Below are 26,122 nucleotides of genomic sequence, written 5' to 3'. Positions count from 1 at the left end.
GCGGCGGTGGAGGGTGACGACGGCCGGCCGCTGCCGTCCCTCGACCGCCTCTCGGCGCTCAGCGACGGCATCTTCGCCATCGCGATCACGATCCTCATCCTGCCGCTGACCGACGTGCAGATCCGGGACGGGCAGGTCGTCGGGGACCTGCTCGCCCTGGGTCACCAGTTCCTCGCGCTCATCCTGAGCTTCGCGGTGATCGGGGGCTTCTGGGTCCTGCACCACGACGACCTCCTGGCGCTGCGCGGCGCGAGCCGCCGGCTGCTGGTCGCCAACCTCGTGTTCCTGTTCTTCGTCGTGATGCTCCCGTTCCCGACCGCGCTGCTCGGCGACGGCGACAGCATCGCCGCGACGATCATCTACGCCGGCTCGATCATGGGGACGGCGCTGAGCTCGCTCGTGCTGTGGCGCATCGCCGAGCAGGACGGCCTGGTCGGGGGCGACGGCTGGGCGCGGCGCTGGGGCCACGGCAAGTACTGGGGGACCGCGGCCGTCGTCGTGGGGTTCCTGCCGTCGATCCCGCTGGCGTACGTGTCGCCGACCTGGGCCCGCATCAGCTGGGCGCTCGCGCTCCCGCTGAGCATGCTCGCCGACCGCCTCGAGGCCCGGACGGCGATCAGGCCGTGAGCGAGCAGGTGCACCCCGACGACGTCGACGCCTGGCGGGCCTGGCTCGCCGAGCACCACGACCGCGGCGAGGGCGTGTGGCTCGTGACGTGGAAGTCGCGGACCGGGCGCCCGACCGTCGGGTACGAGCAGGCCGTCGAGCAGGCGCTGTGCTTCGGGTGGATCGACAGCACCACCCGCTCGCTCGACGACGAGCGCACCGCGATGTGGTTCAGCCCCCGCCGGCGGGGCAGCGGCTGGGCGCGGTCGAACAAGCAGCGCGTCGCGCGCCTGGAGGCGGCGGGGCTGATCGCGCCGGCCGGGCAGGCGATGATCGACGCGGCGAAGGCCGACGGCAGCTGGACGACGTCGAGGACCTGGTCGTCCCGCCCGACCTCGCGGCGGCCTTCGACGCGCACCCCGGCGCGCGCGAGCAGTGGGACGGCTTCAGCCGCTCGAAGCGGCGGGCGATGCTCGTCTGGCTCGTCGAGGCGAAGCGGCCGGCGACGCGGGCCGGGCGGATCGCGCAGATCGCGGAGCGGGCGGCGGCGGGCGAGGTCGCGTTCCCGCGGGCGTGAGACGGGCGCGTGAGACGGGCCGGGGCGCGGGTAGCCGGGCAGCCATGATGACCGTGATCACCCACGTCACCCTCACCCCGGGCCGCGAGCCGGAGTGGGACGCGGCGATGCGCGACCGCCTCGAGACCGCCCGCGAGAAGGAGGGGTGGATCGGCAACCAGCTCGTCATCCCGCTCGAGGCGCCGAACGAGCGCACGGTGATCGGCACCTGGACCACCCGCGCGGCGTGGGAGGCGTGGCACTCCGACGAGGCGTTCCTCGAGACCCGCGAGCGGATGGAGGGCCTGCAGGACGGGCCGAGCGAGACGAGCTGGTACGAGGTCGTGTCCGACGAGCGCGCCTGACCTGGGCCCGGTCGCCGGCGTGTCGCGTCGGCGAGGATGTGGCGATCCTGGCGTTGAGTGCCAGCAAGGCCGCATCGCTGGCACACCCCGTGCGCCGTTCGGGCCTAGAAGCCGGGCGGGCGGAGGTCAGGAGACGGCGAGGCGGCGGGACACGACCACGACGTCGCTCTGGTTGCCCCGGGCCTGGCGCAGCTCGGGCGGGCGGGGGCTGATGTCCGGGACGCCGGCGAGGCCGAGGGTCTGGTCGTCGACGCGCAGGGTGGCGGGACCGGCGAGCTGCAGGTCCACGACGGCGCCCTCGGGCGGGACGTCGTCGAGCTCGAGCCGCAGCGGACCGCCGTCGAGCGGCATGGAGACCGGCGGGCGGCCCGGGTAGGCGACGGTCACCGCGGTCGCGGGACGGTCCGCGCGCACGAAGATCGTCGGCGCGCCCCGCGGCGACGACACCAGCAGCCGCACGCCGCCCGGGATCGGGCTCGGGAGCGCGGCGGGCCCCGGCGCGGGCCGCACCGGCGCCGGTCCGCTGCCCACCGGCTCGCCGTACGGCCAGGCCTCGACCACCGACGGCGGGTCGGGCGCGTAGCGGCGGGTCCAGTCCGCCGGCGCCTCGTCCGCCGTCACCCAGCGCGCGACGCCCGCGTCGGCGTCGAGGACGTAGGCGAGGCTGCTGCCCTGCGGGGTGCGGGCGTCGGGGCGGTCGACGAACAGGCCACCGGCGGCGAGGATCAGCACCCAGAACAACGCCATGATCGGCAACGCGTAGCCCCGCACCTGGCCGGGGCTCGGCAGCGCCGAGAGCCCCGCGGCGATCGGCACCCCGACCAGCACGAAGACCGCGACCGCCAGCCCGTCGGACACCCCCGCGACGCCGTAGGACGCGACCGCGAACGGGACGAGCAGGGCGACCGCGGGAACGGCGCCGAGCACGAAGAACGGCACCGCGAGCCACGGCCGCTCCCCCGCCAGCGCGACGACGAGCAGCCCCACGGCGAGCCCGACGACCGGCCACGCGAGGAGGAACACCGAGCCCGGTGCGACGGCCGCGAGCCCGAGGGAGAGCAGCGCCAGCACCAGCAGCGCGCCGCACGCGAACGCGAGGCCCCCGGGCCGGCGCCGCAGCAGGCTCACCACCAGCGTCACCACGACGAACGCGAGGATCCCGGCCGCGACGTCGTAGAGCGTCGGGCGGCCGAGGAACGGGCCGGTGTCGGCGTACGACGGTCGGAACCAGACCAGCGCCCGCCAGAACCCGATCCCGGCGGCGACCGCGACGCCCAGCGTCAGCAGGTAGACGGCCAGGCCGCCCAGGACGCCGCCGATCGTCGCCTGCCGGCGCACCCGCGCCACGACGACCAGCACGACCACCAGCAACAGCGCGAGGCCTGCGACCCCCCAGGCCCAGGAGCTGTCGTAGGTCACCAGGTAGCCCAGCGCGGCGAAGTAGGTGCGGTCGCCCGTCGGCTCCCGGCCCGAGGCGACCGGGTCGAGCGGGGCCAGGTCCTCGGCGCCCAGGGCCCGGGTCAGCGCGAGCGCGTTCCCGCCGTGGTTCTGCACCGAGGCGCGGCTGAGGTTCGCCGGGGTGTCGCCGGGGGTGTGGTACTGGTACGGCCGCTCGATGAACGCCGCGTTCATCCCGGGCCGGCCGGCGTCGAGGACCGGCGACAGGTCGGTGTCGTTGGGCAGGAAGCGGTAGACCTCGACCAGCGAGGAGTCCCCGCGCGGATGCGGCACCGAGCGCGCCCACGCGTCGACCAGCCCGGCGTTGCCCGGCGAGGTCTCGAACAGCAGCGAAGGGCCCTCGACGCCGCGGGCCTCCCAGTTGAGGACGACGGTCGGGCGGTCACCCAACGGACCGAGCAGCTGCTCGCGGACCCACGCCCGAGCCCCGAGCAGGCCCGCCTCCTCGCCGTCGGTGAGCACGACGGTGACGTCGTTGCGCAGCGGAGGCCCGGCGCGCAGGGCCCGCACGGTTTCGAGGACCGTCGCGACGCCGGACATGTCGTCGGCGGCGCCGGGGCCGGCGGTCACCGAGTCGTAGTGCGCCATGAGCACGACGGCGCCGGTCGGGTCGGTGCCGGGCAGCGTGGCGACGACGTTCTCGACGCGCGCCGCCCGGGCCTGCCCCTGCTCGGCGGCGATCGCGGCCGTGGCGTCCACCCGCGGGTCGAGGCCCTCGGCGCGCAGCCGCCCGACCAGCGCGTCCCGGGCCGCGTCCGAGGCCGGGCTGCCGACGGGACGGGGCTCGCGGGCGAGCTGGTCGACGGTCCCGGCGGCCCGGTCGGCGCTGAACTCGGCCGGCGGGGCCGACGCGGGCACGGGGTCCGGCGGGCGCTCGAGGAGCACCGCGTAGGCCCCCACCACCGCGAGCAGCACCACGGCCAGCAGGCGCCCGATCACGGCGTGCACCGTCTCGCACCGGCGCGTGCCGCGCCAGCGACAGGCCCGCAAGATCGGCCGTCCGGCCGTGGCGTGCTCGTCGTGGTCTGGGTCACGCTCGGGGGGACGTCGTTGTCGAACGCAAGGAGCCCGAGCATGGGACAGCTCGACGGGAAGGTCGCCTTCATCACCGGGGCCGCGCGCGGCCAGGGCCGCAGCCACGCGCTGCGGCTCGCGCAGGAGGGCGCCGACATCATCGGCGTCGACATCTGCGAGCAGATCGGCACGGTCCAGTACGCGGGCGCGACGCCGGAGGACCTGGCGGAGACCGCGAAGCAGGTGGAGGACCTCGACCGCCGGATCGTCACGCGCCAGGCCGACGTCCGCGACCGGCGGGCGCTGCAGGCGGCGTTCGACGACGGGATCGCCGAGCTCGGGCGGGTCGACATCGTGCTGGCCAACGCGGGCATCGCGAACCAGGTCGGCGGCGAGCCCGACGACGAGGAGCGCGGCTGGCAGGAGGTCATCGACGTCAACCTCACCGGCGTCTACCACACCGTGCGGGTGGCGGCGCCGCGCATGATCGAGCAGGGCGACGGCGGCGCGATCGTCTTGACCAGCTCCACCCAGGGCCTGTCCGGACGCGGCGGTGACGGCGGCGGCGCGATGAGCGGCTACGCCGCGGCCAAGCACGGGGTCGTCGGGCTCATGCGGACGTTCGCGCACTGGCTGGCGCCGCACAGCATCCGCGTCAACACCGTGCACCCGACCGGCGTGAACACGCCGATGGTCGTGAACCCGCAGCTCGAGGCGTGGATGGCGGAGAACCCGGAGAAGGGCGACGCGCTGGCCAACCTCCTGCCGGTGGAGATGGTCGAGGCCGTCGACATCTCGAACGCGATCCTCTACCTCGTCAGCGACGCCGGCCGGTACGTCACCGGCGTGACGCTGCCCGTCGACGCAGGCTTCAGCGTCAAGTGAGGGACGACCTGACGGGCGTCCGCGAGAAGGTCGCCGCGCGGGTCGTCGGCCGGGAGCGGGAGCTCGACCTGCTCCTCGCCGCCGTGGCGGCCGGGCGCGACGTCCTGCTCGAGGGCCCGCCGGGGACGTCGAAGTCGACGATCCTCGCGGCGATCACCGCCGAGTGGGACGTGCCGATGGTGTTCGTCGAGGGGAACGCGGACCTCACGCCGACCCGGCTCGTCGGGCACCACAGCCCGGCGCGCGTGCTGCGCGAGGACTACTCCGCGGAGACGTTCGTCCCGGGCCCGCTGCTGGAGGCGATGCGCGAGGGCGGCTTCCTCTACGTCGAGGAGTTCAACCGGGCGCCCGAGGACACGCTGAACACGCTGCTCACGGCCATGGCCGAGCGCCGGATCGCCGTGCCGCGGGTCGGGACGGTGGAGGCGGCGCCGTCGTTCCGGGTGGTCGCGACGATGAACCCGTACGACACGATCGGCACGACGCGCCTGTCGACGTCGGTCAGCGACCGGCTCTGCCGCCTCGCCGTCGACTACCAGGACGCCGAGGCCGAGCGCGCCATCGTCGCCGCGCGCACCGACCTCGACCTCCCGCGGCTCGTCGCCGACGCGGTCGGCCTGACGCGGGCGACGCGCGGGCACGAGGCGATCCGGCAGGGCAGCAGCGTGCGCGGGGCGATCGACCTCGCGCTCGTCGTCGAGCGGCTGGCCCGGCTGCGCTCGGTGCCGATCCCGGACGACCCCGGCGCGACCCCGCCCCGGGGGCTGCCCGACGACTACACGGGGCTCGTCCTCGACGGGCTGCTGCTCGCGCTCTCGGGCCGCGTCCACCTCGACGAGGTCGTGGAGGCGACGCCCGAGCAGGTGCTGCGGACGATCTGGGAGTCGTGGTTCGTGCTCGACCCGGCACGCGCCGAGCCCGGTTGAAAGCAGGTCGAGGCCGACAGCCCCGTCCGACGCGAGTCGCGGCGTCCGCCGTTGCGCCGGAAGCCGAAGCAGCTGACCGAGGAGCCGGCGCTCTACGAGCGGGCCGGGGCCGGTGGCGGGCTGGTGCTCTCCGACGGCACGCGACGACGCCGGGGGGACCGGTCGGTCGGGAGCCGGACCGCGCCCGGGGCGTCGGACGAGCCGGCCGAGGTGGTGGCGCTGGAGGAGCTCGCGGCGCGGACGACCGACGAGGTCGCCCGCGCCCGGTCCCGGCGGATCGCCCGGCGCCTGGCGCTGCGCCCGCCCACGGACGAGGAGCGCTCGACCGGCGTGGCCGGGGAGCTGGTCAGCCGGCGGTGGCACGGCGCGGGCGACGATCTCGAGCTCGACGCGACCCTCGAGGTGCTCGCGGCGAACCCGGCGCCCGCCGACGAGGACCTCGTGGTGCGCGAGCGCCGGCGCAGCACGCGGACGGTGGTGCTGGCGGTCGATGTGTCGGGGTCGATGACCGGGGAGCGCGCGCTGACCGCGGCGGCCGCCGTCGGCGCCCTGGCCGGCGAGCTCGGGCGGGACCGGCTGGCGGTGCTCGCGTTCTGGTCGGACGCGGCGGTCCTCCTGCGCCCCGGCGAGCGCCTCGCCCCGCTCGCGGTGCTGGACCTGCTGCTGCGGGTGCCGACCCGCGGGCTCACCAACGTCGCCTTCGCGCTGACCACGGCGGCACGCCTCGCGGCCGGGACGCCCCACGGGCGGGTGCTCCTGCTCTCCGACGCCGTGCACAACGCCGGCCCCGACCCGCGCGGGATCGCCGGGCGCCTGCCGCGGCTCGACGTGCTGCTCGACGTGTCCGGGGAGCGCGACGTCGAGCTCGGCCGCGACCTCGCCCGCGCCGGACGCGGGCACTGCCGCCTCGTGCACGACCACCACGACGTCGCGCCGGCGCTGTCAGTGATCTTCTCCTCGTGAGCGGACCCTCGAGCGGGACCATCCGCTCACGTGGGCGGCCACCACCACCGGCCACACCGCCTGAGCGAGCACCACGATCCGCTCGGACAGGCCGTACCAGGTGCCGGTGGTGACGAGCTGGACCGCGAACCACGCCACGAGCACGACGAGGACGCCCGTCGCGACCGCCGAGGCCACGCGCAGCCGCCGGTCGACCGCGGGCGACGCCACGAGGCCGAGCGGCCAGGTGGTGTAGGCCGCCCACGCCAGGCCGCCGGCGACCATGTGCACCGCGGAGTAGCCGCCCACCGGCTGCGGGCTCAGGCCCGTCACCACGAGGAACGCGCCGCCCGCCGCGAGCAGTCGCCACGCCGCGGGCGGGACGCGGGGGCGCAGCGCGAGCGCGGTGAGCACCGTCAGGGCGCCCACGAGGACGAGGGTGCCGGTCATGATCCAGCGGCTGGTCGCGGCGTGGCCGGACAGCGCGCTCAGGGACTGGTCGAGCGGGTCGGGACCGGGCTGGGCGGCCTGGGCGGCGAGGACGCCGACGACGAACACGACCGGCCCGAGGACGGCGACGGCGGTCGCGGGTGGGACCCGGGCCACGCGGGCCGTCACGACCAGCGGCCAGACCATCTCGCCGAGCAGCAGCGCGCGCTCCGCGGCCCCGAGCGACGCGCCGTCGGTCCACGCCTGGGCGCACAGCCAGCCGAGCAGGGCGAGCATCGCGACGACGGCGACGAGCGAGCCCCGGCGCAGGACGGGGTCGAGGCGCCGGTCGGCGACCAGCGGGATCGGCCAGAGCACGAAGGTGACCGCGCCGGTGACCGTGGCGGCCATGTGCACCGTCGAGCTGCCGTGCGCGGGCTGGGCGGCGAGCGCCGCGACGACCACGGCCGCCCCACCCAGCCCGAGGACGGCGCGCGCGGCCCGGGGCACGCCGCGCAGGCCGGCCGCGACCAGCAGGTACAGCACGCCGACGAGGGCCAGGGCGCCCGCCATGATCCAGCGGTCGGTGGCCGCGCGGCCGGCGAGCGTGCTGACCGTCTGCCCGACCGCGTCGTAGGCCCCCGGCGGCTGCGCGGCCTCGGCGAGCAGCGCGCCGACCACGAGCACCACCGGCGCGGCGAGGGCCAGGGCGGCGACTCCGGCAGGGTGCGCGCGGGCGGGGGCCAGTTCCCGCTCGCGTGCCGGCGTCGCCACCTGGATCGTCCCCTCCGCGCGTCGATCGATCCGGCGACTACCCCGTCGCCGGATCACCCCACACTCAGCGCCGCGGCTCGCGGCGCATCGACCAGGTCCGCGGCCCGGCGTCGGGCACGGCCTCGCGCGCGACGCCGAAGCCGCTGCGCTCGTAGTAGGCGACGTTGGCCTCGCTCGTCGTCTCCAGGTAGGCCGGCAGCCCCCGCTCGTCGGCGTCGGCGAGGGTCGGGGCCGTGAGCGTCCTGCCGACCCCGCGACGCTGCCAGACGGGGTCGACGCCGAGCGCGAGCAGGAACCAGTGCGGGTCGGGGGCGAGCTCGCGGCGCTGGCCGTCGAGCCAGCTCGTGTAGGCCGTGAAGCGCCGGAAGGCGGCCGGCCCGAGGGTCACGGGGAACGTCAGCATGCCCGCGCGGGCCATGGCGGCGACGGACATCGTCGTGTGGCCGGGCGGCAGCCAGATCGCGACGCCCGCGCGCTGCGGGGTCGTCACGACGGTGCCGGCGAGCCGGCCGTAGCGCACGGCGCCGCGGAAGAAGCGGTCGAGCTTGGCGGGCCGCGCCGACCGGTCGGGGAAGACGAAGGTGAACATGCCGTCCTCGGCGAACGCCCGCGCCGCGGCGGCCGCCACCGCCGGCACGTCGGCCTCCCCCACCGGCACCGCCTCCCCCATGACCCGGATGGTGCTCCGCGCCGAGGCGCCGGGTCCAGCAGGTGCGCTGCGCGCTCGTGAGCACTTCGAGGTGCTCTAGCCCGCGAAAGTGCTCACGTGCGCGGAGCGCACCGGTGCAGCGTCGTGCTCGGAGCCTCGCCGAACCGCGCGCGGTACTCCGCGGCGAAGCGTCCGGCGTGGGCGAAGCCGTGGCGCAGCGCGACGTCGGCGACGGTGGTGCCGCCGGCGGGGTCGAGGTCGGCGAGCTCGCGGTGGACGGCGTCGAGGCGCCGCCGCCGCAGGTAGGTGACCGGCCCGACCCCGAACTCGGCATGGAAGACCGTGCGCAGGGTGCGCTCGCTGACGCCGGTGAGCCGCGCGAGCTCGGGCGCCGTCGGGGGCCGGGCGGGGTCCGCGGCGGCGCGGTCGAGCACCCGGCGCACCACCGTCGACGACGCCGGCGCCGTGGGCGCGCGCAGCGCCTCGGTGTACGAGTGCGGGTGCCCGAGCAGCAGCGCCGTCGCGGCCGCGTGCTTCAGCGCCGCCCACACCCGGGGCGGCGGGCCGTCCGGGCCGGCGGCCGCGCACGTGCTGCGGACGAGCTCGGCGGCCCCGCTCACCGTGCCGCCGGCGCGCGGCATCGCGAGGTCGAAGGCCAGCGGGGCGTCGGGCGCCCGGCCCAGCAGGGCGGCGAGCTCCCGCTCGAGGTCGGCGCGGTCGATCTTGAGGACGAGCAGGTCGAGGCCGGCGTCCCACCGCATCGTCAGCGGCCCCGACGAGGAGAACACCGCGCCGCGCGAGGCGTCGGCGCGCACCCGCATCCCGCGGTGCTCGGCGTGGAAGCCGGCGCGCACGGGGAGGTGCACGGTGGCGAAGGCGTCGAGCGGGTGGGAGCGGATGTCGACGGCGGCGCCGTAGGAGAAGCGCAGCAGACCCAGGCCGTCGCCGGCGACCCACCGCACGTCCGCCGCGAACGACGCGCCCTCGCGACGCACGGTCATCCGGTGCCCGGTCATGAGCGGCTCGGTGCGCTCGTGGGCGTCGTCGGGGTCGGCCGTCCGGAAGCCCCCGCGACAGACCTCCACCCCGCACCTCCTCGTGCCGCGCCCGACGCTGGTCGGACCCGGCGAGGGTGTCAAGGGCCACACCCGGCTCGCCGGAACCGGACGGCGCCGCCGGAAGCGGCTACCGATCGCCCGTCACCCGCTCCTAGCGTCGCGCCACCGCAGCCCAGCACGAGGACGTGAGCCGGTGACGATCACGGAAGAGTCGAGCACGGTCATCCCCCTCGGCGAGTACGCCGACGGCGACTTCTACCCCGGCTACGAGCCGCGCCTGGAGTCCCGGCCGTTCCTGGCCGAGCCGCTGGCGCCCTTCACGCGCGCCGACGAGGGCCGCTTCTGGATGCGGGACTCCCAGCACTTCGCCGAGGGCATCACGCCGGCGAGCATGGGGCTGCTCGAGGATGCCCAGACCTGGGGCACCCAGTACGGCGCCGAGATCGTCGGCATCCCGCCGACCGCCGGCATGGTCAACCGGATCGCCGGTGTCCACGTCTACCTCGGCCAGTGCCCCATCACCTCGATCTGGCAGATGGGCGCGCGCGCCGAGCGCTTCGGCGCGTTCGCGGGGCCGCGGCTGGCCGACTTCGCGAGCTACTGGGCGGGCTACCGCGCCGAGCTCGAGGCCGCCTACACCCACTTCGACGGGCTGGACGTCGACGCGATGGACCGCGCGGAGCTGCGCGCGGCCCTGGTCGACACGATCGCGTTCCACCGCCGCGCGTGGGGCGTGCACTTCGAGGTCATGTACCTGCTCGCGGCCAACTACGTCGCGCTCTTCGGTCTCGTCACCGACCTCGGGCTGGAGACCGGCCAGATCCCGAAGTGGCTCGCCGGCGAGGAGACCGCCTACCTGCGCACCGACGAGGAGCTCTGGCGCCTCGCCGGACGGGCCCGCGAGCTCGGCGTCGCCGGGGCCCTCGCCGAGCCGACCGTCGAGGACGTCCGGGCCGCGCTCGAGCGGGAGCCGAACGGGCCGGCGTGGTGGGGCGAGCTCGAGGCGTTCCTCGCGGTCTGGGGCCAGCGCACCGACGAGACCGCGACGATGGACCGGCCCTCCTGGGCCGAGCACCCGGCGACGCCGCTGGGCACGATCCGCGAGTTCCTCACCCGTCCCGAGGGCCACGACTTCGCCGCCGCGCGCCGCGACGTGCTCGCCGAGCGCGACCGTCTCGTCGACGAGGCCCGTGCCTCGCTCACCGAGGAGGACCGCACCCGTTTCGACGCGGCGCTGGCGTCCAACCGCTCCGCGAACTTCGTGTGGTGGAACGAGGAGCACAACTTCCTCATCGACCGCCGCGTCCACCTCCCGGTCCGGCGCCTGACGCTGGCGGCGGCCGAGCGGCTCGTCGCCGACGGGGTGCTCGACGCGCGCGAGGACGTGTTCTTCCTGTTCCGCCACGAGCTGCTCGACCTGCTCGAGGGCCCGGACGGCAGCGGCGGCCCGGGCGACTGCCGGTCGCTGGTGACCGCGCGCCGCGACTACCACGACCACTGGTCGGCGCGGGGCGGCGAGCTCCCGCCCGTCGTCGGGACGGTGCCGGACGCGGTCAACGACCCGATCATGACCGAGCTGTTCGGGCTCACCCCGGAGTACTTCGCGACGATCAAGGCGCAGCGGGCCACGGCGTCGCTGTCGGGCTTCCCGGCCGCCCGCGGGACCGTGGTCGGCACCGCGCGCGTCGTGCGCGCCGCGCAGGACATCGACCAGGTCCGCGACGGCGACATCCTCGTCTGCGGCGGCACGACCACCGAGTGGACACCGGTGTTCGGGCTGGTCAGCGGCTGTGTCACCGACACCGGCGGCACCCTGTCGCACACCGCGATCATCGCCCGCGAGTACGGCATCCCGTGCGTCGTCGGCACCGGCGTCGCCACCTCGACGATCACCACCGGCGACCGCGTGCGCATCGACGGCGACCGCGGCGTGGTGGAGGTGCTGGGGTGACGGCCGACCTCACGGAGCTGGCCGGCGTCGCCGAGCGCGCAGCCCGCGCCGGCGGAGCGGTGCTGCTCGAGTACCAGGACAAGGTGCTCGAGGTGACCCTCAAGGACGCCCGGGTCGACGTCAGCTCCTCGGCCGACCTGGCCGCGCAGGAGGCCGTCGTCGCCGCGATCCGGGCCGAGCGCCCCGACGACGTCGTGCTCGGCGAGGAGGACGCCCCCGACACGAGCGAGCCGGTCGCCGGCCTGTGCTGGTGGGTCGACCCCCTCGACGGCACCCGCGCGTTCATCGACGGCTTCCCGTGGTTCGCGACCGCGGTGTCGGCGACCCTCGACGGCGACCCGGTCGTCGCCGCCGTCCACGACCCGCTGCGCGACGAGCTCTACGCCGCCGTCCGCGGGGGCGGCGCCACCTGCAACGGGCGGCCTCTCGGCGTGTCGCCGGCGACGCGCGCGGCCGAGGTCGTCGTGTGCGTGCAGGCCCAGTCGGCCGACCCCGCCGTGATCGCCGAGTTCGCCCGCCTCATGCGGGCGATGCTCACGGTCGCGGGCGGGGTCCGCTTCCCCGGCGCGCCCGCGCTCGTCATGGCCCACCTGGCCGCGGGGCACCTCGGCGGCTACGTCGAGCGGGACATGGCGCCGTGGGACGTCGCGGGCGGACGGCTGCTCGTCGAGGAGGCCGGCGGGCGCGTCACCGACTTCGCCGGGCGGGTCCGGGACGGGTCGGTCCGCCACGACATCGTCGCCAGCTGCGGCGGCGCGGTCCACGACGAGCTCGTCGCGGCCACCGGCATGCGCTTCGAGGAGGGCTGATGACCGTCAACACCGAGATCGCGGTGACCACCACCGGCGGCTGGGCGCGGCCGGGCTGGTGGGACGTCGTGGAGCCGGCCGAGGCCGCCGGGCGCTTCGGGCCGGACGACGAGCGCGAGCTCTACGACGACTACTGCCGCCTCGCGATCGGCGACCAGGAGCGCTGCGGGCTCGACATCGTCACCGACGGCGAGCACCGCCGCCGCGGCTGGATCGAGAACATCACCGCCGCGCTGCCCGGCCTCGTCCTGCAGCCGGCGCCGCGACGCCTCGGCGCGCTGGGCTACGACATGCTCGACGTCTGGAAGGTCACCGAGCCGCTCGACGACCTGAGCTGGATGTGGGACTTCGTCGGCGAGTACCGCTTCCTGCGCGCCGCCACCGACCGTCGCCCGCGCGTCGGCATGCCGGGCCCGTACGGCATGACCACCGAGCTGGACTTCCGCGACGTGTACCCCTCGCGCAAGGCGTGCGCGCAGGCGCTGGTCCCGGCGCTGCGCGGGCACATCCAGGAGCTGCTCGACGCGGGCTGCGACTACATCCAGCTCGAGGAGCCGATCACCCCTGCCGTCGCCGACGACGACCGGACGCCGCAGGCGATGGTCGACGTCATCAACCAGGTCGTGGACGGGTTCTCGGGCTGCACCTTCACGGTGCACATCTGCTTCGGCTCGTTCCGCCGCCTGCCCTACGCGAAGCGGACCTACCGCTGGCTCTTCCCGACGCTGCTCGACGCGCACGTCCACGGCTTCAGCCTCGAGTTCGGCGGGCGCGAGATGGCCGAGATCGACCTCGTCGGCCAGTGGGACCCGGGCCGCATCCTCTCGGCGGGCCTGGTGGACATCAAGACGCACTACGCCGAGACCCCCGACGACCTCGTCGAGCGCCTGCGGACGTGCCTGAAGTACCGCAGCGCGGAGGCCCTGGAGATCTCGACGGACTGCGGGCTGCGGCGGGTGCCCCGCAACCTCGCGATCGCCAAGATGACGGCGGCCGCGCAGGCCGCGGAGAGGGTGCGCCGCGATGGCTGACATGACGATCCGGGCCGAGACGGTGGGGTCGTTCCTGCGGCCCGCCGCCCTGCGGGAGGCCATGGCGGACGGCGTCACCGACCTCCGCCCGCTGCAGGACCAGGCCGTGCTCGACGTCCTCGAGCTGCAGCGATCCGTCGGGCTGCCCGTGGTCGGGGACGGGGAGATGCGCCGGCGCATCTGGCACGGTCCGGTCCTCGACGTCACCGACGGCTTCGACCCCGAGGGCTTCACGCGCACCTGGACCGCCCCGGACGGGCGGACCGCGTCGCACACCTCGCCCGTCGTGGCCTCGCGGCTGACCCCGCGCGGCAGCCTCGTCGACGTCGAGGCCGCGTTCCTGCTCGCCCACGCCGACCGGCCGGTGAAGGTGACGCTGCCCGTCCCCACGAACTTCCTGAGCTACTGGACCGCCGGCGTCTCCGACCGGGCGTACGCCGACCCGCAGGAGTTCCTCGACGACCTCGTCGCGATCATGAACCGGCAGGCGCGGGAGCTCGCCGACGCCGGCGTGCGCTACCTGCAGCTCGACGCCCCGAAGTACACGTTCCTGGACAACCGGCGCCTCTTCCCCGACCCGGACCGGTGGTCCGAGCAGCTCGCCTCCTACGTCCGGACCGACCGCCGGGTGTTCGACGGGCTGCCCGACGACGTCGTCACCGGGATCCACATCTGCCGCGGCAACTACCGCAGCATGTACGAGAGCTCGGTGCCCTACGACGAGATGGGCGAGGTCCTGTTCTCGGAGGCGGACTACGACCGGCTGCTGCTCGAGTACGACGACGCCCGCGCCGGCGGGTTCGCTTCGTTGCGCCACGTGCGCCCCGGCACGACCGCCGTGCTCGGCCTGGTCACCACCAAGCACCCCGAGCCGGAGTCCGTCGACGACCTGCGGCGGCGGATCGACGAGGCCGCGACCCACCTCCCCCTGGAGCGGCTCGCCCTCAGCCCACAGTGCGGGTTCGCGAGCACCTGGGAGGGCAACGAGCTCACGCCCGACGACCAGCGGCGCAAGCTCGAGCTCGTCGTGCGGACCGCGGATCTCGCCTGGTCGTGAACCGTCCTTGATCCTCGGCGGCCGCTCGGGGAGGGTCGCGCGATGGCGACCGAGGCGGAGCCCGCTGCGGGTCGGACGAGCGCGGTCCGGGACTGGGCGTCCGGGTGCCTCGACGAGATCGTCGACGACCTCGCCGTCCTCGTCGACACCGAGACCCCCAGCACCGACCCGGTGCTGCTCGCGGCGGGCGCGGCCGTGCTGACCGGCTGGGTGCTGGAGACCTGGACGGGCTCGACGGCGACGACGCTCGGCGCGGGCCCCGGCGCGGTGCTGCAGGTGGACGCGCCGGGATCGCGGGACGGGACCGTGGTGCTGCTCGGGCACCTCGACACCGTGTTCGAGGCCGGGACGGTCGCGGCGCGGCCGTTCACCGTCACCGACGGGGTGGCGCGCGGCCCCGGCGTGTTCGACATGAAGGCCGGCCTGGTGGTGGGCGTCTACGCGGTGGCCGCGCTGGACGCCCTCGGGGTGGCGCGGCCGTCGGTGCGATTGCTGGTCAACGCCGACGAGGAGGTCGGGAGCCTGGGGTCGCGGTCGTCGCTCGTCGACGCGGCCGCGGGCGCCGAGGCCGTGCTCGTGCTCGAGCCCGGCGCCGTCGCGGGCACCGTGAAGACCGCCCGCAAGGGCGTCGGGCTGTGGACGGTGACGGCGACCGGGGTGGGCGCGCACGCGGGGCTGGACCCGGAGGCGGGCGCCTCGGCGGTGCACGCGCTCGCCGCGCTCACCTCGTACCTGGCCGGGCTCGCCGACCCGGCCGCCGGCACGACGGTCAACGTCGGCGTGCTGACCGGGGGCACGCGACCCAACGTCGTCGCCGACCACGCGCGGATGGAGATCGACGTGCGGGCGCGCACGGACGCCGAGGCCGCGCGGGTGACGGCGGCGTTGGCGGCGTGGCGGCCTGCCGATCCGCGGGTGCGGATCGAGATCGCCGGTGGGTGGAACCGGCCGCCGTGGTCGACGCCGGCGCCGGGCATGGTCGCGCGGGCGGAAGCCGTGCTGGCGTCGCTCGGGGTGGCGGTCGATCCGCGCGAGGTCGGCGGCGCCAGCGACGGCAACATCCTCGCCGCGGCCGGGCTGCCGGTGCTCGACGGGCTCGGGGCCAGCGGCGGCGGGGCGCACGCCGAGCACGAGCACGTCGTCGTCGCCGACCTGCCGGTGCGGATCGCCCTGCTCGCGGGACTCATCGCGCCCGACGGCTCCTGAACCACACGTCTGTGGTCCAACAAGGTCACGGTCGGGTCACCGGAATGTTGCGGAGGAGGGGTGATGGTGCGCGATCGGGTGAGTTAGGGTCCGCCCTCGTGACCCAGTCGGGGGATGCCACTCAGACCAATGTGTTCGACCTGACGAAGCGGGGCTACAACCCGAACCAGGTCGACGGGCACGTGCAGGCCCTGCTCGCACGTGTCGAGATGCTCGAGCACGCCCACCGGCAGGAGCAGCAGCGCGCCGAGGACGCCGAGGCGGAGCTCACCCGTGTCCGGACCCGCCCGGAGCGCCAGGGCGACGGTGACTCGGCCGTGGAGGGCGGCTTCGGCCACCGCATCGAGCGCGTCCTGCGCGTCGCGGAGCAGGAGGCCGCCAACGCGCGGGCCACCGCCGCCCGCGAGGCCTCGGCGCTGATGGAGCGCACGCGCAAGGAGGCCGAGGCCCACCGTCAGGACGTCGAGCAGAACCTCGCCGCCCGCCGGGCCGCGCTCGACGAGGAGGCCACGCGCCGTCGCGGCGACCTCGACGATCGGGAGCGCGAGCTCGACGAGCAGGCCGCCTCGACCCGCGAGGAGGCCGAGCAGACGCTCGCCGAGGCGCGGATGGGCGCCGAGCAGATCACCCGCGACGCCGAGGCCGAGGCCCAGCGCCGCCGCGACGACACCGAGGCGATCATCCGTCGCCGCCACACCGAGGCGGAGAACGAGCTGCAGCGCCTCAAGGGCCTGCACGACGGAGTGCGCACCGACCTCGGGCGCCTGCTCGAGTCGCTGTCGGGACAGCTGCCCGCGCGCGAGCGCCACCTCCAGGCCGCGCCCGCGGCGCTCCAGGCGACCACCGTCGCGCAACCGGCGCAGGCCGACCAGGGCGCGCGCCTCGACGGGGCCGGTTCGTCGTGACCGCCGGGCGGGCGGCGCCCCCGCCGTTCGGCGCGGTGGTCGTGCCGACGCGGACGGTGCGCCGCCCGAGGGCGAGCGACGACACCGACGTCCTCGCGCCCGTCGGTCCCGCCACCGGCGCGGCGCACGCGGTGCGCGCCCGTCCCGGGCGAGTGGCGGCTCCGGCTCCTCCGGCTGCTCCGGCTGCTCCGGCTGCCCCGGCTGCTCCGGCGGAGCGGGCCCTCGAGGCGCTCCCGTCCGTCCAGCGCCGGGCGCTGGTCCTGCGCCACGCGCAGGGGACGGCCGCACCCGAGATCGCCGACCTCGACGGCGTCCCGGTCGAGGTCGTGGAGCGCCGGCTGGCGCACGGTGCGCTCGCCTTCGCCCACCGCCTCGGCCTCGCCACCGGGACCGCGAGCCCGGAGTCCGTCGCGGCCCGGGAGATCGCCGCGCTCGGGACCCGGGCGGCGTTGCCCCCGGCTCCTGCGGCGCCCGCCGCCGTGCCCGCGGAGCGCGACCGCTGGGTCCCGATCGCCGCCGTGTGCCTCGCAGCCGCGGCGGTGGCGACGGTCGGTGCCGCGGTCGCCGCGACCACCAACGGGTTCGACACCAGCGGCTCGGTCGGCGACGGGTTTCCCGGTACGCCGGTCGGCCAGCTCCCGGCGCCCGGGCTCGCCGGGGCCCCCGGGGCCGGTCCGGCCTCGCCCACCGCGGGCGCGATCGACGACCTCGGCCTGCGCGAGGGCACGTCCTCGCCCGGAGCCTCGTCGCCCACGCCGTCGCTGGCCGCGGCGACGGGGCTCGTGCCGGGCGGGGTGCCGGCGGAGACGCCGGGCGGGGTGCCGGGGGGCGTGGGCGGCGGACCGGGTGGGCCGCCGACCGCTCCCGGCGGTGGAGCCACCGGCGGTGCGGGTGGAGCCGAAGGTGTCGGTGGTGGTGCCGGTGGTGGGTCCTCGCCGGGTGCCGGGCCGACGGTGCCGTCGTCCTCGACCCCGCCGCCGAACACGACCTCGCCGTCCTCCTCGACCCCGACCTCGCCGCCGTCCACCGGGGCTCCGTCGGACGATCCGTCGGACGAGCCGACCCGTGACGACCCGCCCCCGCGGGCCGCCGCCTCGAGCGGGGACACGGGCGTTGAGGGCGACCGCGATCGCGCGGACAGCGGCGGTGGCGGTGGCGGTGGCGGTGGCGGTGGCCAGCACGGCGGTGGCGATCGGGGTGGACCCGAGCGTGGCGGAGACCGCTGAGCCGCTTGCGCGCTACCCCGGCCGCTGACCGACCACCTCCCTCCCGACCGATGTCGGCGCGGTGTCGTCGACCAGCTGTAGGTCGGCGACGTAGACCGCCTCGTCGGTGACGGCCGAGGGCAGGGGCACGGCCTCCAGGCGCCGCGGATCGGCGGGCCGGTAGGTGGTGCGCCGGTACTGCCGGATCTCGCGCACGCGGTAGCGCCGCCGGCAGAGCGCCACGGCCTCGCCGTGCTCGGTGCCCGCCGCGAGCTCCGGGTCGAGGTAGAGCGCGCCCTCGACCCACAGCCTCCCGTCGGCGGGTTCGGCCCCGGCCCAGTTGAGCGGGAAGAGGCGCCCGTCGACGTCGAGGACGTCGACGCGACAGGTGGACGATGCGCCCGCCACGGGTGCGGCGAGCACCGCGCCTCGGGCGTCGAAGCACCCGAACTCGTCGACCTTCCAGACCTCACCGTCCGAGAGCGTCGGCAGGTGCCCGGCGGCGTAGATCGCGGGCGCGACCTCGATCTCCCGAGCGACCACCACCATCGACAGCTCGCCGGCCGCGAGGTGGTGCGGGAGGAGCTGGACGGTCAGCTCGCCGTCCCACCTCTCCTCGCGCAGCGCCCGCCGCCCGAGCGTGCGGCGCACGAAGTCGTCCCCCTGCTCGTGGTGCCGCCCCGCCACCGTCCGGTCCTTGCCGCGCCGCGCTCGTGCGGGCTTCGCCATGTCTGCCTCCTCGGGTCTCCACGGGGTTGGAGAGCCGGGAGGGCCGATCGGTTCCGTGCGGGTGCCGGCCTGTGGACAACTCAGGGCTGACCCGCGGCGAACATGCACGGCTGCCAGGGCTCGAACGGCTTGGCGCCGCTCACGACCTGGTCGACGTACTACTCCAGCTGGCGCGCCGAGTCCTCCCGCGAGGAGGGCCACGGGACGAAGGCCCCGGGCTCGGTGCCGACGTCGCCTGGGACGAGTCGCCCCTCGCGCACCAGCTGCGTGACGAGGCCGCCGGCGCGGCGCAGGAGCGCGAGGTCGTCGTCGCCACCTTCGTCCAGGCTGACGATCCCGATCGCGTGGCCCATGTCGATCCAGTCCGCCCGGGCCTCGGCGACGATGTCGTCCATCATCCGGTTCTCGCCGGTCACTGGTCTCCTGTCGGCCTATGGGGTAGCCAGCGGCTCTACGACGACGTGACGCGCTCGGGCAGCGCCAAGCTGCACGGCTCGCCGGGCACGATGGGCTGCTCGCCGGCGAGGACGCGGCGCACGTAGTCGTCCAGGATGTCGGCGGCTTCGTCCGCAGAGACGGTCCAGGCGTCGAAGCTGCTCGAGTCATCGCTCGGCTCGCCGCACAGCAGCCGGCCTTGCCGCACGAGGTCGACCACGAGGGGTCCGGCGCGGTGGAGCAGGGAGAGCCGGCCCTCCCCTCCTTCGACGATCTTCACGAGGGCGACGACGTGGAGCAGGTCGATCCAGTCGTCGCGAGCCTCGTCGACAATGTCGCGCTCGAGGTCGCTGTCCGTCGTCATCGCTGCCCTGTCCTCGGTGTGTGCACCTTGACCATGTCACCGGTCGCGCTGTTGATGTCGACCGCCGACTCACCGGGTGTGGACCCCGCCGACGCACGCCACGTCAGGTACGTCCCGTCCTCGAGGAGGACGACCGTGAGACGTCGGTTCGTGCGCACGACCTGCCCGCCGCGCGACAGCTCCCGGTACACCTCGTCCACCTCGGCAGGGGTGTCGAGCTCCCGGGTCGGCACCTTCATGTTCTTCGCGCTCCCCTTCCGCCCTATGTGCGCTCCCCGCGTCGCGGCGTGCTCCGCCGCGGTCAGGCCGTTGTACCGCCCGAGAGTCGGCGGCGGTCCATCCCGGGTCGCTGGCGATCGCGACGGCAGGGCGTCGGCCGCGCGGGTGGCGCGCTCGATGCGGCCCGCGGCGCCGGCTCCACCGACCGCGGAGAGCCCGAGGCCGGCGAGCGTCTCACCCGCCCAGCGGGTCGGGTTGGTCATCGCCTCGCGCGGGCGGAGGGCCTGCTCGATCGTCTCGGCGGGGTGGGTGACGGCGTGGGCGACGCCGGCGCCGAGGTCCCGCCAGCCGTCGACGGCGGCCGCGGGTTCGACGAGGAAGCGGGTGGGGTTCACCTGCCAGAAGAACTGCCCGGTCGCCGCGATCTCCGACCAGACCCCGCCCGCGAGGTCCCCCAGGAACCCGCCGACCTGCTGGGCCACCGATGGTGCGGGCGGAGCGAGGTCCCGTGCGTGGGCGACGAGCGCGGCGGCTCGGTCGCCCGCCTCGCGGACCGCCTCGCGCGCCACCCGTAGCCGGTCGACCGCGACGATTCGGCCTGCCGCGCCCTGCCCGAACGCCCCGAGCTCCTCCGCGGCGCTCCACTCCTGCACCGCGCCCGCGGCCTCGTCGCGCGCCCCCTCGAGCACGTCCGCGAACTCCGTCAGGGCGTCGGCGGCCTGCAGGAACGCCTCGCCCGTCCCGATCCACTGCGTCGGCACCGGATCGAACACCCGGCGGTAGCTGTCGGCGGCCTCGCCCTGCCACGCGTTGGTGTCGATGCGGCGCAGCCCGTCGCCGGCCCCGACGAGCGCGGCACCGAGTCGCGAGATGGCCGCCGCGGCGTCGCGCACACGCGCCGGATCACCGGGCACCAGCGCCACCGGATCGGTCGTCTCGCCGAGGTCGGCCACCGACGGCGTCACCGCCCCCAGCGGAACCGGTCGACCGCGAGGTCCTCGGCCTCCGCGTACGTCCGCGCGGCCTCCTGCAGGCCCTGCGCCAGCGCATTGCCGTCGTCGGTGAGGTTGGCCAGTCCGTCCGACCAACGCGCGGCGAAGTCGGCGGTCACCGCGCCCAGTCCGTCGTGACCGAACGCCGCTCCGTCAGGAAGGTCCTCGACGTCGTGGTGCGCGAGCTCCGCCATCACGGCGTCGACGCCGTGCGCGGCGTCGAGCAGCGCCTGCAACACCACCTGCACATCGGCCACGACCAGCGACGGTAGGGAACGCGGCGCCGCGACGGGTGCGGTTCGGTGCAGCTCGCGGCACGATCGCGCGGGTCATGGGTGATCGGGGCGCGCGCACGGACGACTACACCCGCGCGGTGCTGCGCATCCCCGGCCTCGACGGCCGGGCGCGGCTCCTGCGGCCCCGGGCGCGCGGTCACGTCGAGGGCGTCTTCCCGTTCGAGGCGCCCGTCCACGTCGTCACCGCCCACAACCCGGGCGCCGCCCGGCTCGGCGACGCCGAGAACGCCGCGCGTCAGAGCCGTCTCGAGGTGGAGCTCGACGCGCGCGGCCTCGCGCACCGGACCGTGGTCGCGGGCGCCGAGGACGGGTCGCATGCCGAGGAGGGCGCGCTGGTCACGGGCCTCGACGACGAGACGGCACGGGCCCTCGGCGCGGCGTGGGGCCAGGACGCGGTGTTCCGCTGGAGCCGCACGGCCTGGACCGTGCTCGCCTGCGACAACGCGCCATCGGTGGACCTGGGGTGGGAGCTCACGGATGTCCGCGCCGGCGAGCAGGGGCAGGATGGCGGGAGTGAGTGACTGGAACCAGCAGATCATCGACGAGTTCCGCGCCAACGAGGGGCGGGTCGGCGGCAACTTCGAGGGCGCGCCGCTGCTCCTCCTGCACCACATCGGGCGCAAGTCCGGCACCGAGCGCGTGACGCCGATGATGTACCAGGCCGTCGGCGACTCCTACGCGGTCTTCGCGTCGAAGGCCGGCGCCGACACCCATCCCGACTGGTACCGCAACCTGCTCGAGCACCCCGACGTCAGCGCCGAGATCGGCACCGAAACCGTCGAGCTCCGCGCCCGCGACCTCGAGGCCGACGAACGCGCCCCGATCTGGGAGAAGCAGAAGCAGGACTACCCGGGCTTCGCCGGCTACGAGACCAAGACCGACCGCACGATCCCGGTCGTGCTGCTCGAACGACGCTGATGTCCCGACCGGTGTGGAACAAGCTCGCCCACGAGCGGGGCGAGCTGCTCAGCCGCGACCTCGCCCCCGATGTGCACGCCGAGCGCTGGGCGCGGCGCTACGACGGTGCGGTGGGCGAGCTCAACCGCTGGGTCGACCACGTCCGGGACACCACCTACGAGAACCTCCCCTATCTCGACCCGGCGAGTGCCGGTCAGGGCGCGCGGGTGCTCGTGCTGCTCCAGGACCCGTCGGGCGAGGCGGAGGAGGGCTCGGGGTTCGTCAGCCGCCACAACAACGACCCCACCGCGCACAACACCTACGTCGCCGCCGACCGCGCGAAGCTCGGCTACGACATCACGCTGCACTGGAACGTGGTGCCGTGGTGGGTCGCGAACCCGGCGAAGCCGGTGCGCTCGCTGGAGAAGGAGGCGGTGCGGGCCCAGCCCTACCTGGTCGCGCTGCTCGAGATGCTCCACCCGGCGCCGTCCGAGGTCGTGCTCCTGGGCAAGCCCGCCGCGCGGGCGTGGACGCGGCTCGTGCGCGCGGGGGTGCCCGAGCAGCTGCGGGAGGCGACGGTCGCGACCGCGCCGCACCCCGGGCCGCTGGTGTTCCCACGCGTCGACGCGGCGACGGGGCGGGGCAACAGCGACCTCGTCGTCGAGGCGATGCGGATGGCCGGACAGCGGGCGCGGGGGGAGAAGGTCCGTCCGGCAGCGGGTGGTCCGGCGGGGCGGCGCCGGCCGTTCTGACGGATCCGGCCCTGCGCCGGCGGGGATCTCGCTAGCGTCCGTGTCGATCGGGGTGATCCACGGGAGGGAGGCGACGTGACCGAGCCCCAGCCGCCACCGCTGCAGGCCGACTCGCCCGCGACCCTGCCCGACGGGTCGGTCGTGCCGCGCTTCCGGCCGCCGGAGGTGGGTGGCGGCGCGTTCACGGTTGACCTCGCCCGCGCGCCCGAGGCGATCCGGGAGCTGGAGGACGCCGCTCGGGAGCTCTTCAGGATCCGCCAGGACGCGGAGCAGCTCGGCAAGATTGATCCTCCTGCGCAGGACCAGGTGAGCTTGGACGCGGCGAGGGTGCTCGGCCTCGCCGCGAACGGCGGGAACGGCTCGTTGGTGGCGGCTCTCGACTCCGGGCTCGACCAGATCGGTGCTCTGATCGGCTCACTCAGGACTGCGTTGGCGGCTTACGAGGCGGCAGACGACGAAGGCGAAGCGTCCCTGAGGCAGCCGTGATCCGCGTTGTCCTGCTCGTCGTCCTCGGGTCGCTGGTCCTCGGCGCTTGCTCAAGCACCCGGCCGGCGCCGACTGCGCCCCCGGCCGCCGATCGGTTCGGCGCACCGGTGCCAGCACGGTCTCTGGACGCGTCCCAACGAGCCTCTCGACCCTGCGCTGCGCTGACCGAGACGCAACTCCGGGGGCTGGGCCTGGAGCCGACCGGACGACTCGACGCCCTGCCCACGGGCGGCCCCGCCTGTATATGGGAGGACGCAGCGTTCACCCAGCAGGTCTCCGCCGTCCTCTACCCCACCCGGGACTACCTCGTCGACACCTACCGCGCTCGCGGGACGTACCAGTACTTCGTGCCCACCACGATCGCCGGGCTCCCCGCGGTCGCGCAGCAGACAACACCCGGCGCACGGACGTGCACCATGACCACCGGCATTGCCATCGGACAGGCCGTCGACGTCACGGTCAACGAGGTCGGTGTGCCGGCCGGTGCGCGGTCGACGTCCTGCGCGAAGGCGCGCAACGTCACCGAGGCCGTCGTCAGCAACCTCCCGCCCGCACCGCAGAAGTGACAACACCCCACGGGTTCGCCCACCACCTCGCCTCGCTCCCGCCCTCGGTCGGCACCACGGTGCTGATCGGCGTCGACGGCTTCTCCGGCGCCGGCAAGACCGCGCTGGCCGGAGACCTGGCCCAGCACGACGAGGTCACGGTCGTCTCGGTCGAGGAGTTCTACCTCGGCTGGGAGGGGCTGGCCGAGGCGCCCGCCCGGGCGCTCGCCGGCCTGGTCGAACCCCTCCATCACGGCGAGACCCCGCGCTGGCGACCCTGGGACTGGGAGCACGACCGGGAGGGCCCCGAGCAGGAGCGACCGGTGACCACCCGCGTCGTCGTCCTCGAGGGCTGCGGCGCGGGAGCACGCGCGCTGCGGGAGCACCAGGCCCTCACGGTCTGGGTCGACGCCGACCCCTCGGTGCGGGAACGGCGTCTGCGCACCCGCGAGGACTGGCCGCTCTACGCGCCGCACCGGGACGCGTGGCGTCGCACCGAGCAGGCGCTCGCGGAGCGGGAGGAGCTACCGGGCGCCGCGGACCTCGTCGTCCGCCGTCACCCGGACGGATCGCTGGACACCGAGCCGTCGCGTCACCGATGAGGTCGTGTGTGCTCCCTGTGGGTACCGTCCGAGGTGTGAGCGCGCCGACGGACGACGTCCCCCGCCCCATGCCGGACGTGTCCCCTGCCGATGCCGAGCGTTGGCGCGAGGTCGTGCAGTGGAAGGACCGCGAGCTGCAGGGCCCGGCGGGCCTATTCAGCCCGGTCGTCAACGGCATCGCCGGGATCCGTACCGAGGTGACGTCGCTGCTGCGCCGGGTGCCGGGCGTGTCCCAGGTCGACGAGGGCGTGCAGGGCGTGCTCCACCAGCTCGCGGCCGCCGGCGCCGGGGCCGGCGCGGCCACCCTGCGTCGTGACGCCGTGTTCGCCGACTTCCGCGCGCACGGCCACGACGTCACCGACTTCAAGCACATCCGCCGCCTCGACATCGCCGACGTCGAGACGGCGATGCCGCGGCTCGACCTGGGCTACACGGTGTTCGCGGGCGTCCAGGGCGGCGTCACCGGCTTCCTCACCGGCACCGGCGTGACCGCCGCGGCCGGTGGCACCAGCGGTGCAGGGCTGGGCAGCATCCCGGGGATCGCGGTCATGGTGGCGACGCTGACCGGCGACACGCTGCTCACGGTCGCGTCCTGCACCCGCGCGGTCGCGCACGTCGCGGCCTACCACGGCTACGACGGCACGAAACGGTCCGAGCAGATCATCGCGCTGGCGGTGCTGTCGGTCGGGCTGTCCTCCGACGAGGACTCCCCCGCGGCCTACCAGGAGCTCTCCGAGCTGATCACGGCGAAGACCGAGGAGAACCAGAAGCGCAAGCAGCAGCAGGCGCAGATCAAGCGCCTCGGTCACGCGGTCTACCAGCGTCTGCTGGGCCAGATCGGGCAGCGGGAGCTCGCGCAGCTGGTGCCCGTCCTCGGGATCGGGGTCGGGGCGGTGCTGTCGGCGCGGCTGCTGGCGAAGGTGGTCGACACCGCCGAGCACCTGTACCGCGAGCGCTTCCTGCACGACAAGTACGAGCTGCCCTTCGGCGTCGACCTCCCGTTCGACCCGGCGACCTACCAGCCCTACGTCGACGGCGAGGCCGACGACGGCGGCGAGGACCTCGACGACGAGGGCGACGAGATCTTCGCCGGCGCCTGACGCCGTTCGGCGCAGCGTCCACCGGGCGTTCACCGGGCGGCCACCGACCGGGCACGTGGTGGATCTCCGCGCCCCGTCCCGGCGACCTAGCGTCAGCCCGGATGACCGCCCTCGTCGCGCCCGTCACGCCGGTACCGGGAGATCCGCCGAGCCGGTTCGCCGGCCTGGTCGCGACGGTGCGGGGCTGGGTGCGCGCCCTACCCGCACCGGGTGACGTCGCCGCCGTGGCGGGCGCCGCCGGGGAGTGGCTCGGGCACGCGACGCTGGACCCGGCGCGGGTGCTCCTCGGGCGCGAGGACGAGGAGCACGAGCCGGCCGACGACGTCCTCGACGAGGCGCCGCCGTTCGCGCGGATCTACACCGTGGTCGGCGCCGTGCAGGCGGGCGCGACCGGGCTGCTGTCCGGGCTCCTCGGGGCGGGCCGGTGGGCGCCGGTGGTCGGGGTCGTCGGGTCGCTGTGCCTGGACTCGCTGCTGACGACGGCGACATGCGTGCGCGCGGTCTCGCACGTGGGGGCGCACTACGGGTTCGCGGTGCGGTCGGACGAGGACCGGACCGCGGTGCTGGCGCTCGTCGCGACCTCGCTGGGCGGGACGGCCGAGGGCGACCGCCGGCACCTCGCGGCGCTGGTCGTCATGCGGCTCTCAGTGCAGCGGGGACCGACGGAGCTCGCGCGCCTGGTGCCGACGGTCGGGCCGGTGCTCGACGCGGCGCTCGGGGCGTACCTGGGCGCGCGGCTGCTGGCGCGGGTGGTCGACGACGCGGAGCGGCACTACCGGGCGCGGTACCTCCGCGAGCGCGGGGTGCTCGCCGCCTGAGGACCTCGATGATCGTGGGGGCTTTCCTGGCGTTGAGTGACAGCGTGGACGCCAGGCTTGC

31 protein-coding genes are annotated in these 26,122 nt (G+C 75.4%); 21 read left to right on the top strand and 10 right to left on the bottom strand.

All coding sequences use genetic code 11. The features are described 5' to 3' along the window. The first annotated feature begins 6 nt into the window (after nucleotides 1-6). Complete coding sequence (locus PH190_RS15970; protein WP_274232520.1) at nucleotides 7-627, top strand: TMEM175 family protein; 621 nt, start codon at nucleotides 7-9, stop codon at nucleotides 625-627. On the opposite strand, the gene PH190_RS15965 is transcribed toward PH190_RS15970, so the two are convergent. Further along, a complete protein-coding gene (locus PH190_RS15965) occupies nucleotides 617-1,024 on the bottom strand; it encodes a hypothetical protein (protein ID WP_274232665.1) in 408 nt (135 codons plus the stop codon). The genes PH190_RS15970 and PH190_RS15965 overlap by 11 nt on opposite strands. On the opposite strand from PH190_RS15965, the gene PH190_RS15960 reads away from it, so the two are divergent. Then, entirely contained in the window at nucleotides 965-1,183 is a 219-nt protein-coding gene (locus PH190_RS15960) for a YdeI/OmpD-associated family protein (RefSeq protein WP_274232656.1), read from the top strand. The genes PH190_RS15965 and PH190_RS15960 overlap by 60 nt on opposite strands. Before the next feature lie 44 nt (nucleotides 1,184-1,227). After that, complete coding sequence (locus tag PH190_RS15955) at nucleotides 1,228-1,527, top strand: antibiotic biosynthesis monooxygenase family protein (RefSeq protein WP_274232519.1); 300 nt, start codon at nucleotides 1,228-1,230, stop codon at nucleotides 1,525-1,527. Between the two features lie 126 nt (nucleotides 1,528-1,653). Here PH190_RS15955 and PH190_RS15950 read toward each other — a convergent pair whose 3' ends face one another. Continuing rightward, nucleotides 1,654-3,924, bottom strand: a complete 2,271-nt coding sequence (locus PH190_RS15950) for a M20/M25/M40 family metallo-hydrolase (protein WP_274232518.1) — start codon at nucleotides 3,922-3,924, stop codon at nucleotides 1,654-1,656. A 135-nt stretch (nucleotides 3,925-4,059) separates the two neighbouring features. On the opposite strand from PH190_RS15950, the gene PH190_RS15945 reads away from it, so the two are divergent. Genes PH190_RS15945 through PH190_RS15935 form a run of 3 tightly spaced genes read left to right on the top strand, consistent with a single transcriptional unit; the run spans nucleotide 4,060 to nucleotide 6,773 of the window. Then, nucleotides 4,060-4,884 carry a mycofactocin-coupled SDR family oxidoreductase gene (locus PH190_RS15945; RefSeq protein WP_274232517.1) on the top strand — a complete coding sequence of 275 codons (825 nt, stop codon included), beginning with the start codon at nucleotides 4,060-4,062 and terminating at the stop codon, nucleotides 4,882-4,884. Next, nucleotides 4,881-5,810 (top strand): AAA family ATPase, encoded by a 930-nt coding sequence (locus PH190_RS15940; protein WP_274232516.1) that lies wholly within the window; start codon nucleotides 4,881-4,883, stop codon nucleotides 5,808-5,810. Before PH190_RS15945 ends, PH190_RS15940 begins: the two co-directional genes overlap by 4 nt. A 51-nt stretch (nucleotides 5,811-5,861) precedes the next feature. Next, the gene (locus tag PH190_RS15935) at nucleotides 5,862-6,773 is read left to right on the top strand and encodes a vWA domain-containing protein (protein ID WP_274232515.1); all 912 of its coding nucleotides are present in this window, start codon (nucleotides 5,862-5,864) and stop codon (nucleotides 6,771-6,773) included. Here the strand turns inward: PH190_RS15935 and PH190_RS15930 are convergent. From PH190_RS15930 to PH190_RS15920, 3 genes are all read right to left on the bottom strand, one after another. Continuing rightward, nucleotides 6,753-7,955, bottom strand: coding sequence for a DUF998 domain-containing protein (locus PH190_RS15930; RefSeq protein ID WP_274232514.1), 1,203 nt, complete (start codon nucleotides 7,953-7,955; stop codon nucleotides 6,753-6,755). The two genes, PH190_RS15935 and PH190_RS15930, sit on opposite strands and share 21 nt — an antisense overlap. Before the next feature lie 64 nt (nucleotides 7,956-8,019). Next, a complete protein-coding gene (locus tag PH190_RS15925) occupies nucleotides 8,020-8,625 on the bottom strand; it encodes a GNAT family N-acetyltransferase (RefSeq protein ID WP_274232513.1) in 606 nt (201 codons plus the stop codon). A gap of 92 nt (nucleotides 8,626-8,717) precedes the next feature. Continuing rightward, nucleotides 8,718-9,689, bottom strand: coding sequence for an AraC family transcriptional regulator (locus tag PH190_RS15920; RefSeq protein WP_274232512.1), 972 nt, complete (start codon nucleotides 9,687-9,689; stop codon nucleotides 8,718-8,720). A 166-nt stretch (nucleotides 9,690-9,855) separates the two neighbouring features. Between PH190_RS15920 and PH190_RS15915 the strand changes: the two genes are divergently transcribed. The 7 genes from PH190_RS15915 (at nucleotide 9,856) to PH190_RS15885 (ending at nucleotide 17,847) form a co-directional block, all read left to right on the top strand. Continuing rightward, entirely contained in the window at nucleotides 9,856-11,613 is a 1,758-nt protein-coding gene (locus PH190_RS15915) for a PEP-utilizing enzyme (protein ID WP_274232511.1), read from the top strand. Beyond that, nucleotides 11,610-12,422 (top strand): inositol monophosphatase family protein, encoded by an 813-nt coding sequence (locus tag PH190_RS15910; protein WP_274232510.1) that lies wholly within the window; start codon nucleotides 11,610-11,612, stop codon nucleotides 12,420-12,422. Before PH190_RS15915 ends, PH190_RS15910 begins: the two co-directional genes overlap by 4 nt. Next, nucleotides 12,422-13,453 carry a cobalamin-independent methionine synthase II family protein gene (locus PH190_RS15905; RefSeq protein ID WP_274232509.1) on the top strand — a complete coding sequence of 344 codons (1,032 nt, stop codon included), beginning with the start codon at nucleotides 12,422-12,424 and terminating at the stop codon, nucleotides 13,451-13,453. The genes PH190_RS15910 and PH190_RS15905 overlap by 1 nt, the downstream gene beginning before the upstream one ends. Beyond that, nucleotides 13,446-14,510 (top strand): cobalamin-independent methionine synthase II family protein, encoded by a 1,065-nt coding sequence (locus PH190_RS15900; RefSeq protein ID WP_274232508.1) that lies wholly within the window; start codon nucleotides 13,446-13,448, stop codon nucleotides 14,508-14,510. Before PH190_RS15905 ends, PH190_RS15900 begins: the two co-directional genes overlap by 8 nt. 42 nt (nucleotides 14,511-14,552) lie before the next feature. Then, nucleotides 14,553-15,716: a M20/M25/M40 family metallo-hydrolase gene (locus PH190_RS15895; RefSeq protein ID WP_274232507.1), complete on the top strand. Its 1,164-nt coding sequence runs from the start codon at nucleotides 14,553-14,555 to the stop codon at nucleotides 15,714-15,716. A 131-nt stretch (nucleotides 15,717-15,847) separates the two neighbouring features. Beyond that, nucleotides 15,848-16,621 (top strand): coiled-coil domain-containing protein, encoded by a 774-nt coding sequence (locus PH190_RS15890; RefSeq protein ID WP_274232506.1) that lies wholly within the window; start codon nucleotides 15,848-15,850, stop codon nucleotides 16,619-16,621. Next, nucleotides 16,618-17,847, top strand: coding sequence for a sigma factor-like helix-turn-helix DNA-binding protein (locus tag PH190_RS15885; RefSeq protein ID WP_274232505.1), 1,230 nt, complete (start codon nucleotides 16,618-16,620; stop codon nucleotides 17,845-17,847). Before PH190_RS15890 ends, PH190_RS15885 begins: the two co-directional genes overlap by 4 nt. A 12-nt stretch (nucleotides 17,848-17,859) precedes the next feature. Here the strand turns inward: PH190_RS15885 and PH190_RS15880 are convergent, their stop codons facing one another. The 5 genes from PH190_RS15880 to PH190_RS15860 form a co-directional block, all read right to left on the bottom strand. Beyond that, a complete protein-coding gene (locus PH190_RS15880) occupies nucleotides 17,860-18,555 on the bottom strand; it encodes a hypothetical protein (RefSeq protein WP_274232504.1) in 696 nt (231 codons plus the stop codon). Nucleotides 18,556-18,713: 158 nt separating this feature from the next. Further along, complete coding sequence (locus PH190_RS15875; RefSeq protein WP_274232503.1) at nucleotides 18,714-18,971, bottom strand: hypothetical protein; 258 nt, start codon at nucleotides 18,969-18,971, stop codon at nucleotides 18,714-18,716. Nucleotides 18,972-19,006: 35 nt separating this feature from the next. Further along, nucleotides 19,007-19,354: a hypothetical protein gene (locus PH190_RS15870; RefSeq protein ID WP_274232502.1), complete on the bottom strand. Its 348-nt coding sequence runs from the start codon at nucleotides 19,352-19,354 to the stop codon at nucleotides 19,007-19,009. Further along, nucleotides 19,351-20,538, bottom strand: a complete 1,188-nt coding sequence (locus tag PH190_RS15865; protein ID WP_274232501.1) for a WXG100 family type VII secretion target — start codon at nucleotides 20,536-20,538, stop codon at nucleotides 19,351-19,353. The genes PH190_RS15870 and PH190_RS15865 overlap by 4 nt, the downstream gene beginning before the upstream one ends. After that, complete coding sequence (locus PH190_RS15860) at nucleotides 20,535-20,822, bottom strand: hypothetical protein (protein ID WP_274232500.1); 288 nt, start codon at nucleotides 20,820-20,822, stop codon at nucleotides 20,535-20,537. The genes PH190_RS15865 and PH190_RS15860 overlap by 4 nt, the downstream gene beginning before the upstream one ends. A 74-nt stretch (nucleotides 20,823-20,896) precedes the next feature. On the opposite strand from PH190_RS15860, the gene PH190_RS15855 reads away from it, so the two are divergent. The 8 genes from PH190_RS15855 (at nucleotide 20,897) to PH190_RS15820 (ending at nucleotide 26,061) form a co-directional block, all read left to right on the top strand. Continuing rightward, entirely contained in the window at nucleotides 20,897-21,382 is a 486-nt protein-coding gene (locus tag PH190_RS15855) for a DUF3293 domain-containing protein (protein ID WP_274232499.1), read from the top strand. Next, entirely contained in the window at nucleotides 21,375-21,779 is a 405-nt protein-coding gene (locus PH190_RS15850; RefSeq protein WP_274232498.1) for a nitroreductase family deazaflavin-dependent oxidoreductase, read from the top strand. Before PH190_RS15855 ends, PH190_RS15850 begins: the two co-directional genes overlap by 8 nt. Continuing rightward, on the top strand, nucleotides 21,779-22,510 hold the full coding sequence (locus PH190_RS15845; RefSeq protein ID WP_274232497.1) for a uracil-DNA glycosylase family protein: 732 nt from the start codon (nucleotides 21,779-21,781) through the stop codon (nucleotides 22,508-22,510). The genes PH190_RS15850 and PH190_RS15845 overlap by 1 nt, the downstream gene beginning before the upstream one ends. Before the next feature lie 75 nt (nucleotides 22,511-22,585). After that, nucleotides 22,586-22,996, top strand: coding sequence for a hypothetical protein (locus PH190_RS15840; protein ID WP_274232496.1), 411 nt, complete (start codon nucleotides 22,586-22,588; stop codon nucleotides 22,994-22,996). Next, nucleotides 22,993-23,562: a DUF3558 domain-containing protein gene (locus PH190_RS15835; RefSeq protein ID WP_274232495.1), complete on the top strand. Its 570-nt coding sequence runs from the start codon at nucleotides 22,993-22,995 to the stop codon at nucleotides 23,560-23,562. The genes PH190_RS15840 and PH190_RS15835 overlap by 4 nt, the downstream gene beginning before the upstream one ends. After that, a complete protein-coding gene (locus tag PH190_RS15830) occupies nucleotides 23,559-24,143 on the top strand; it encodes a nucleoside/nucleotide kinase family protein (protein WP_274232494.1) in 585 nt (194 codons plus the stop codon). The genes PH190_RS15835 and PH190_RS15830 overlap by 4 nt, the downstream gene beginning before the upstream one ends. A gap of 35 nt (nucleotides 24,144-24,178) precedes the next feature. Next, nucleotides 24,179-25,243, top strand: coding sequence for an EcsC family protein (locus tag PH190_RS15825; protein ID WP_274232493.1), 1,065 nt, complete (start codon nucleotides 24,179-24,181; stop codon nucleotides 25,241-25,243). Nucleotides 25,244-25,344: 101 nt separating this feature from the next. Then, nucleotides 25,345-26,061 carry a hypothetical protein gene (locus PH190_RS15820; RefSeq protein WP_274232492.1) on the top strand — a complete coding sequence of 239 codons (717 nt, stop codon included), beginning with the start codon at nucleotides 25,345-25,347 and terminating at the stop codon, nucleotides 26,059-26,061. Nucleotides 26,062-26,122 lie beyond the last annotated feature (61 nt).

Origin of the sequence: Actinomycetospora straminea (assembly GCF_028737255.1) — a bacterium.
GTDB classification, from domain to species: Bacteria; Actinomycetota; Actinomycetes; order Mycobacteriales; family Pseudonocardiaceae; genus Actinomycetospora; species Actinomycetospora straminea.
This window is presented reverse-complemented; position numbering and strand designations above follow the sequence as displayed.

What these genes read in the sequence shown, in the direction of transcription:
- PH190_RS15905 (WP_274232509.1), top strand. Translation starts at nt 12,422, where the DNA reads ATGACCGTCAACACCGAGATCGCGGTGACCACCACCGGCGGCTGGGCG.
- PH190_RS15820 (WP_274232492.1), top strand. Translation starts at nt 25,345, where the DNA reads ATGACCGCCCTCGTCGCGCCCGTCACGCCGGTACCGGGAGATCCGCCG.
- PH190_RS15900 (WP_274232508.1), top strand. Translation starts at nt 13,446, where the DNA reads ATGGCTGACATGACGATCCGGGCCGAGACGGTGGGGTCGTTCCTGCGG.
- PH190_RS15880 (WP_274232504.1), bottom strand. Translation starts at nt 18,555, where the DNA reads ATGGCGAAGCCCGCACGAGCGCGGCGCGGCAAGGACCGGACGGTGGCG.
- PH190_RS15845 (WP_274232497.1), top strand. Translation starts at nt 21,779, where the DNA reads ATGTCCCGACCGGTGTGGAACAAGCTCGCCCACGAGCGGGGCGAGCTG.
- PH190_RS15855 (WP_274232499.1), top strand. Translation starts at nt 20,897, where the DNA reads ATGGGTGATCGGGGCGCGCGCACGGACGACTACACCCGCGCGGTGCTG.
- PH190_RS15955 (WP_274232519.1), top strand. Translation starts at nt 1,228, where the DNA reads ATGATGACCGTGATCACCCACGTCACCCTCACCCCGGGCCGCGAGCCG.
- PH190_RS15895 (WP_274232507.1), top strand. Translation starts at nt 14,553, where the DNA reads ATGGCGACCGAGGCGGAGCCCGCTGCGGGTCGGACGAGCGCGGTCCGG.
- PH190_RS15925 (WP_274232513.1), bottom strand. Translation starts at nt 8,625, where the DNA reads ATGGGGGAGGCGGTGCCGGTGGGGGAGGCCGACGTGCCGGCGGTGGCG.
- PH190_RS15870 (WP_274232502.1), bottom strand. Translation starts at nt 19,354, where the DNA reads ATGACGACGGACAGCGACCTCGAGCGCGACATTGTCGACGAGGCTCGC.
- PH190_RS15945 (WP_274232517.1), top strand. Translation starts at nt 4,060, where the DNA reads ATGGGACAGCTCGACGGGAAGGTCGCCTTCATCACCGGGGCCGCGCGC.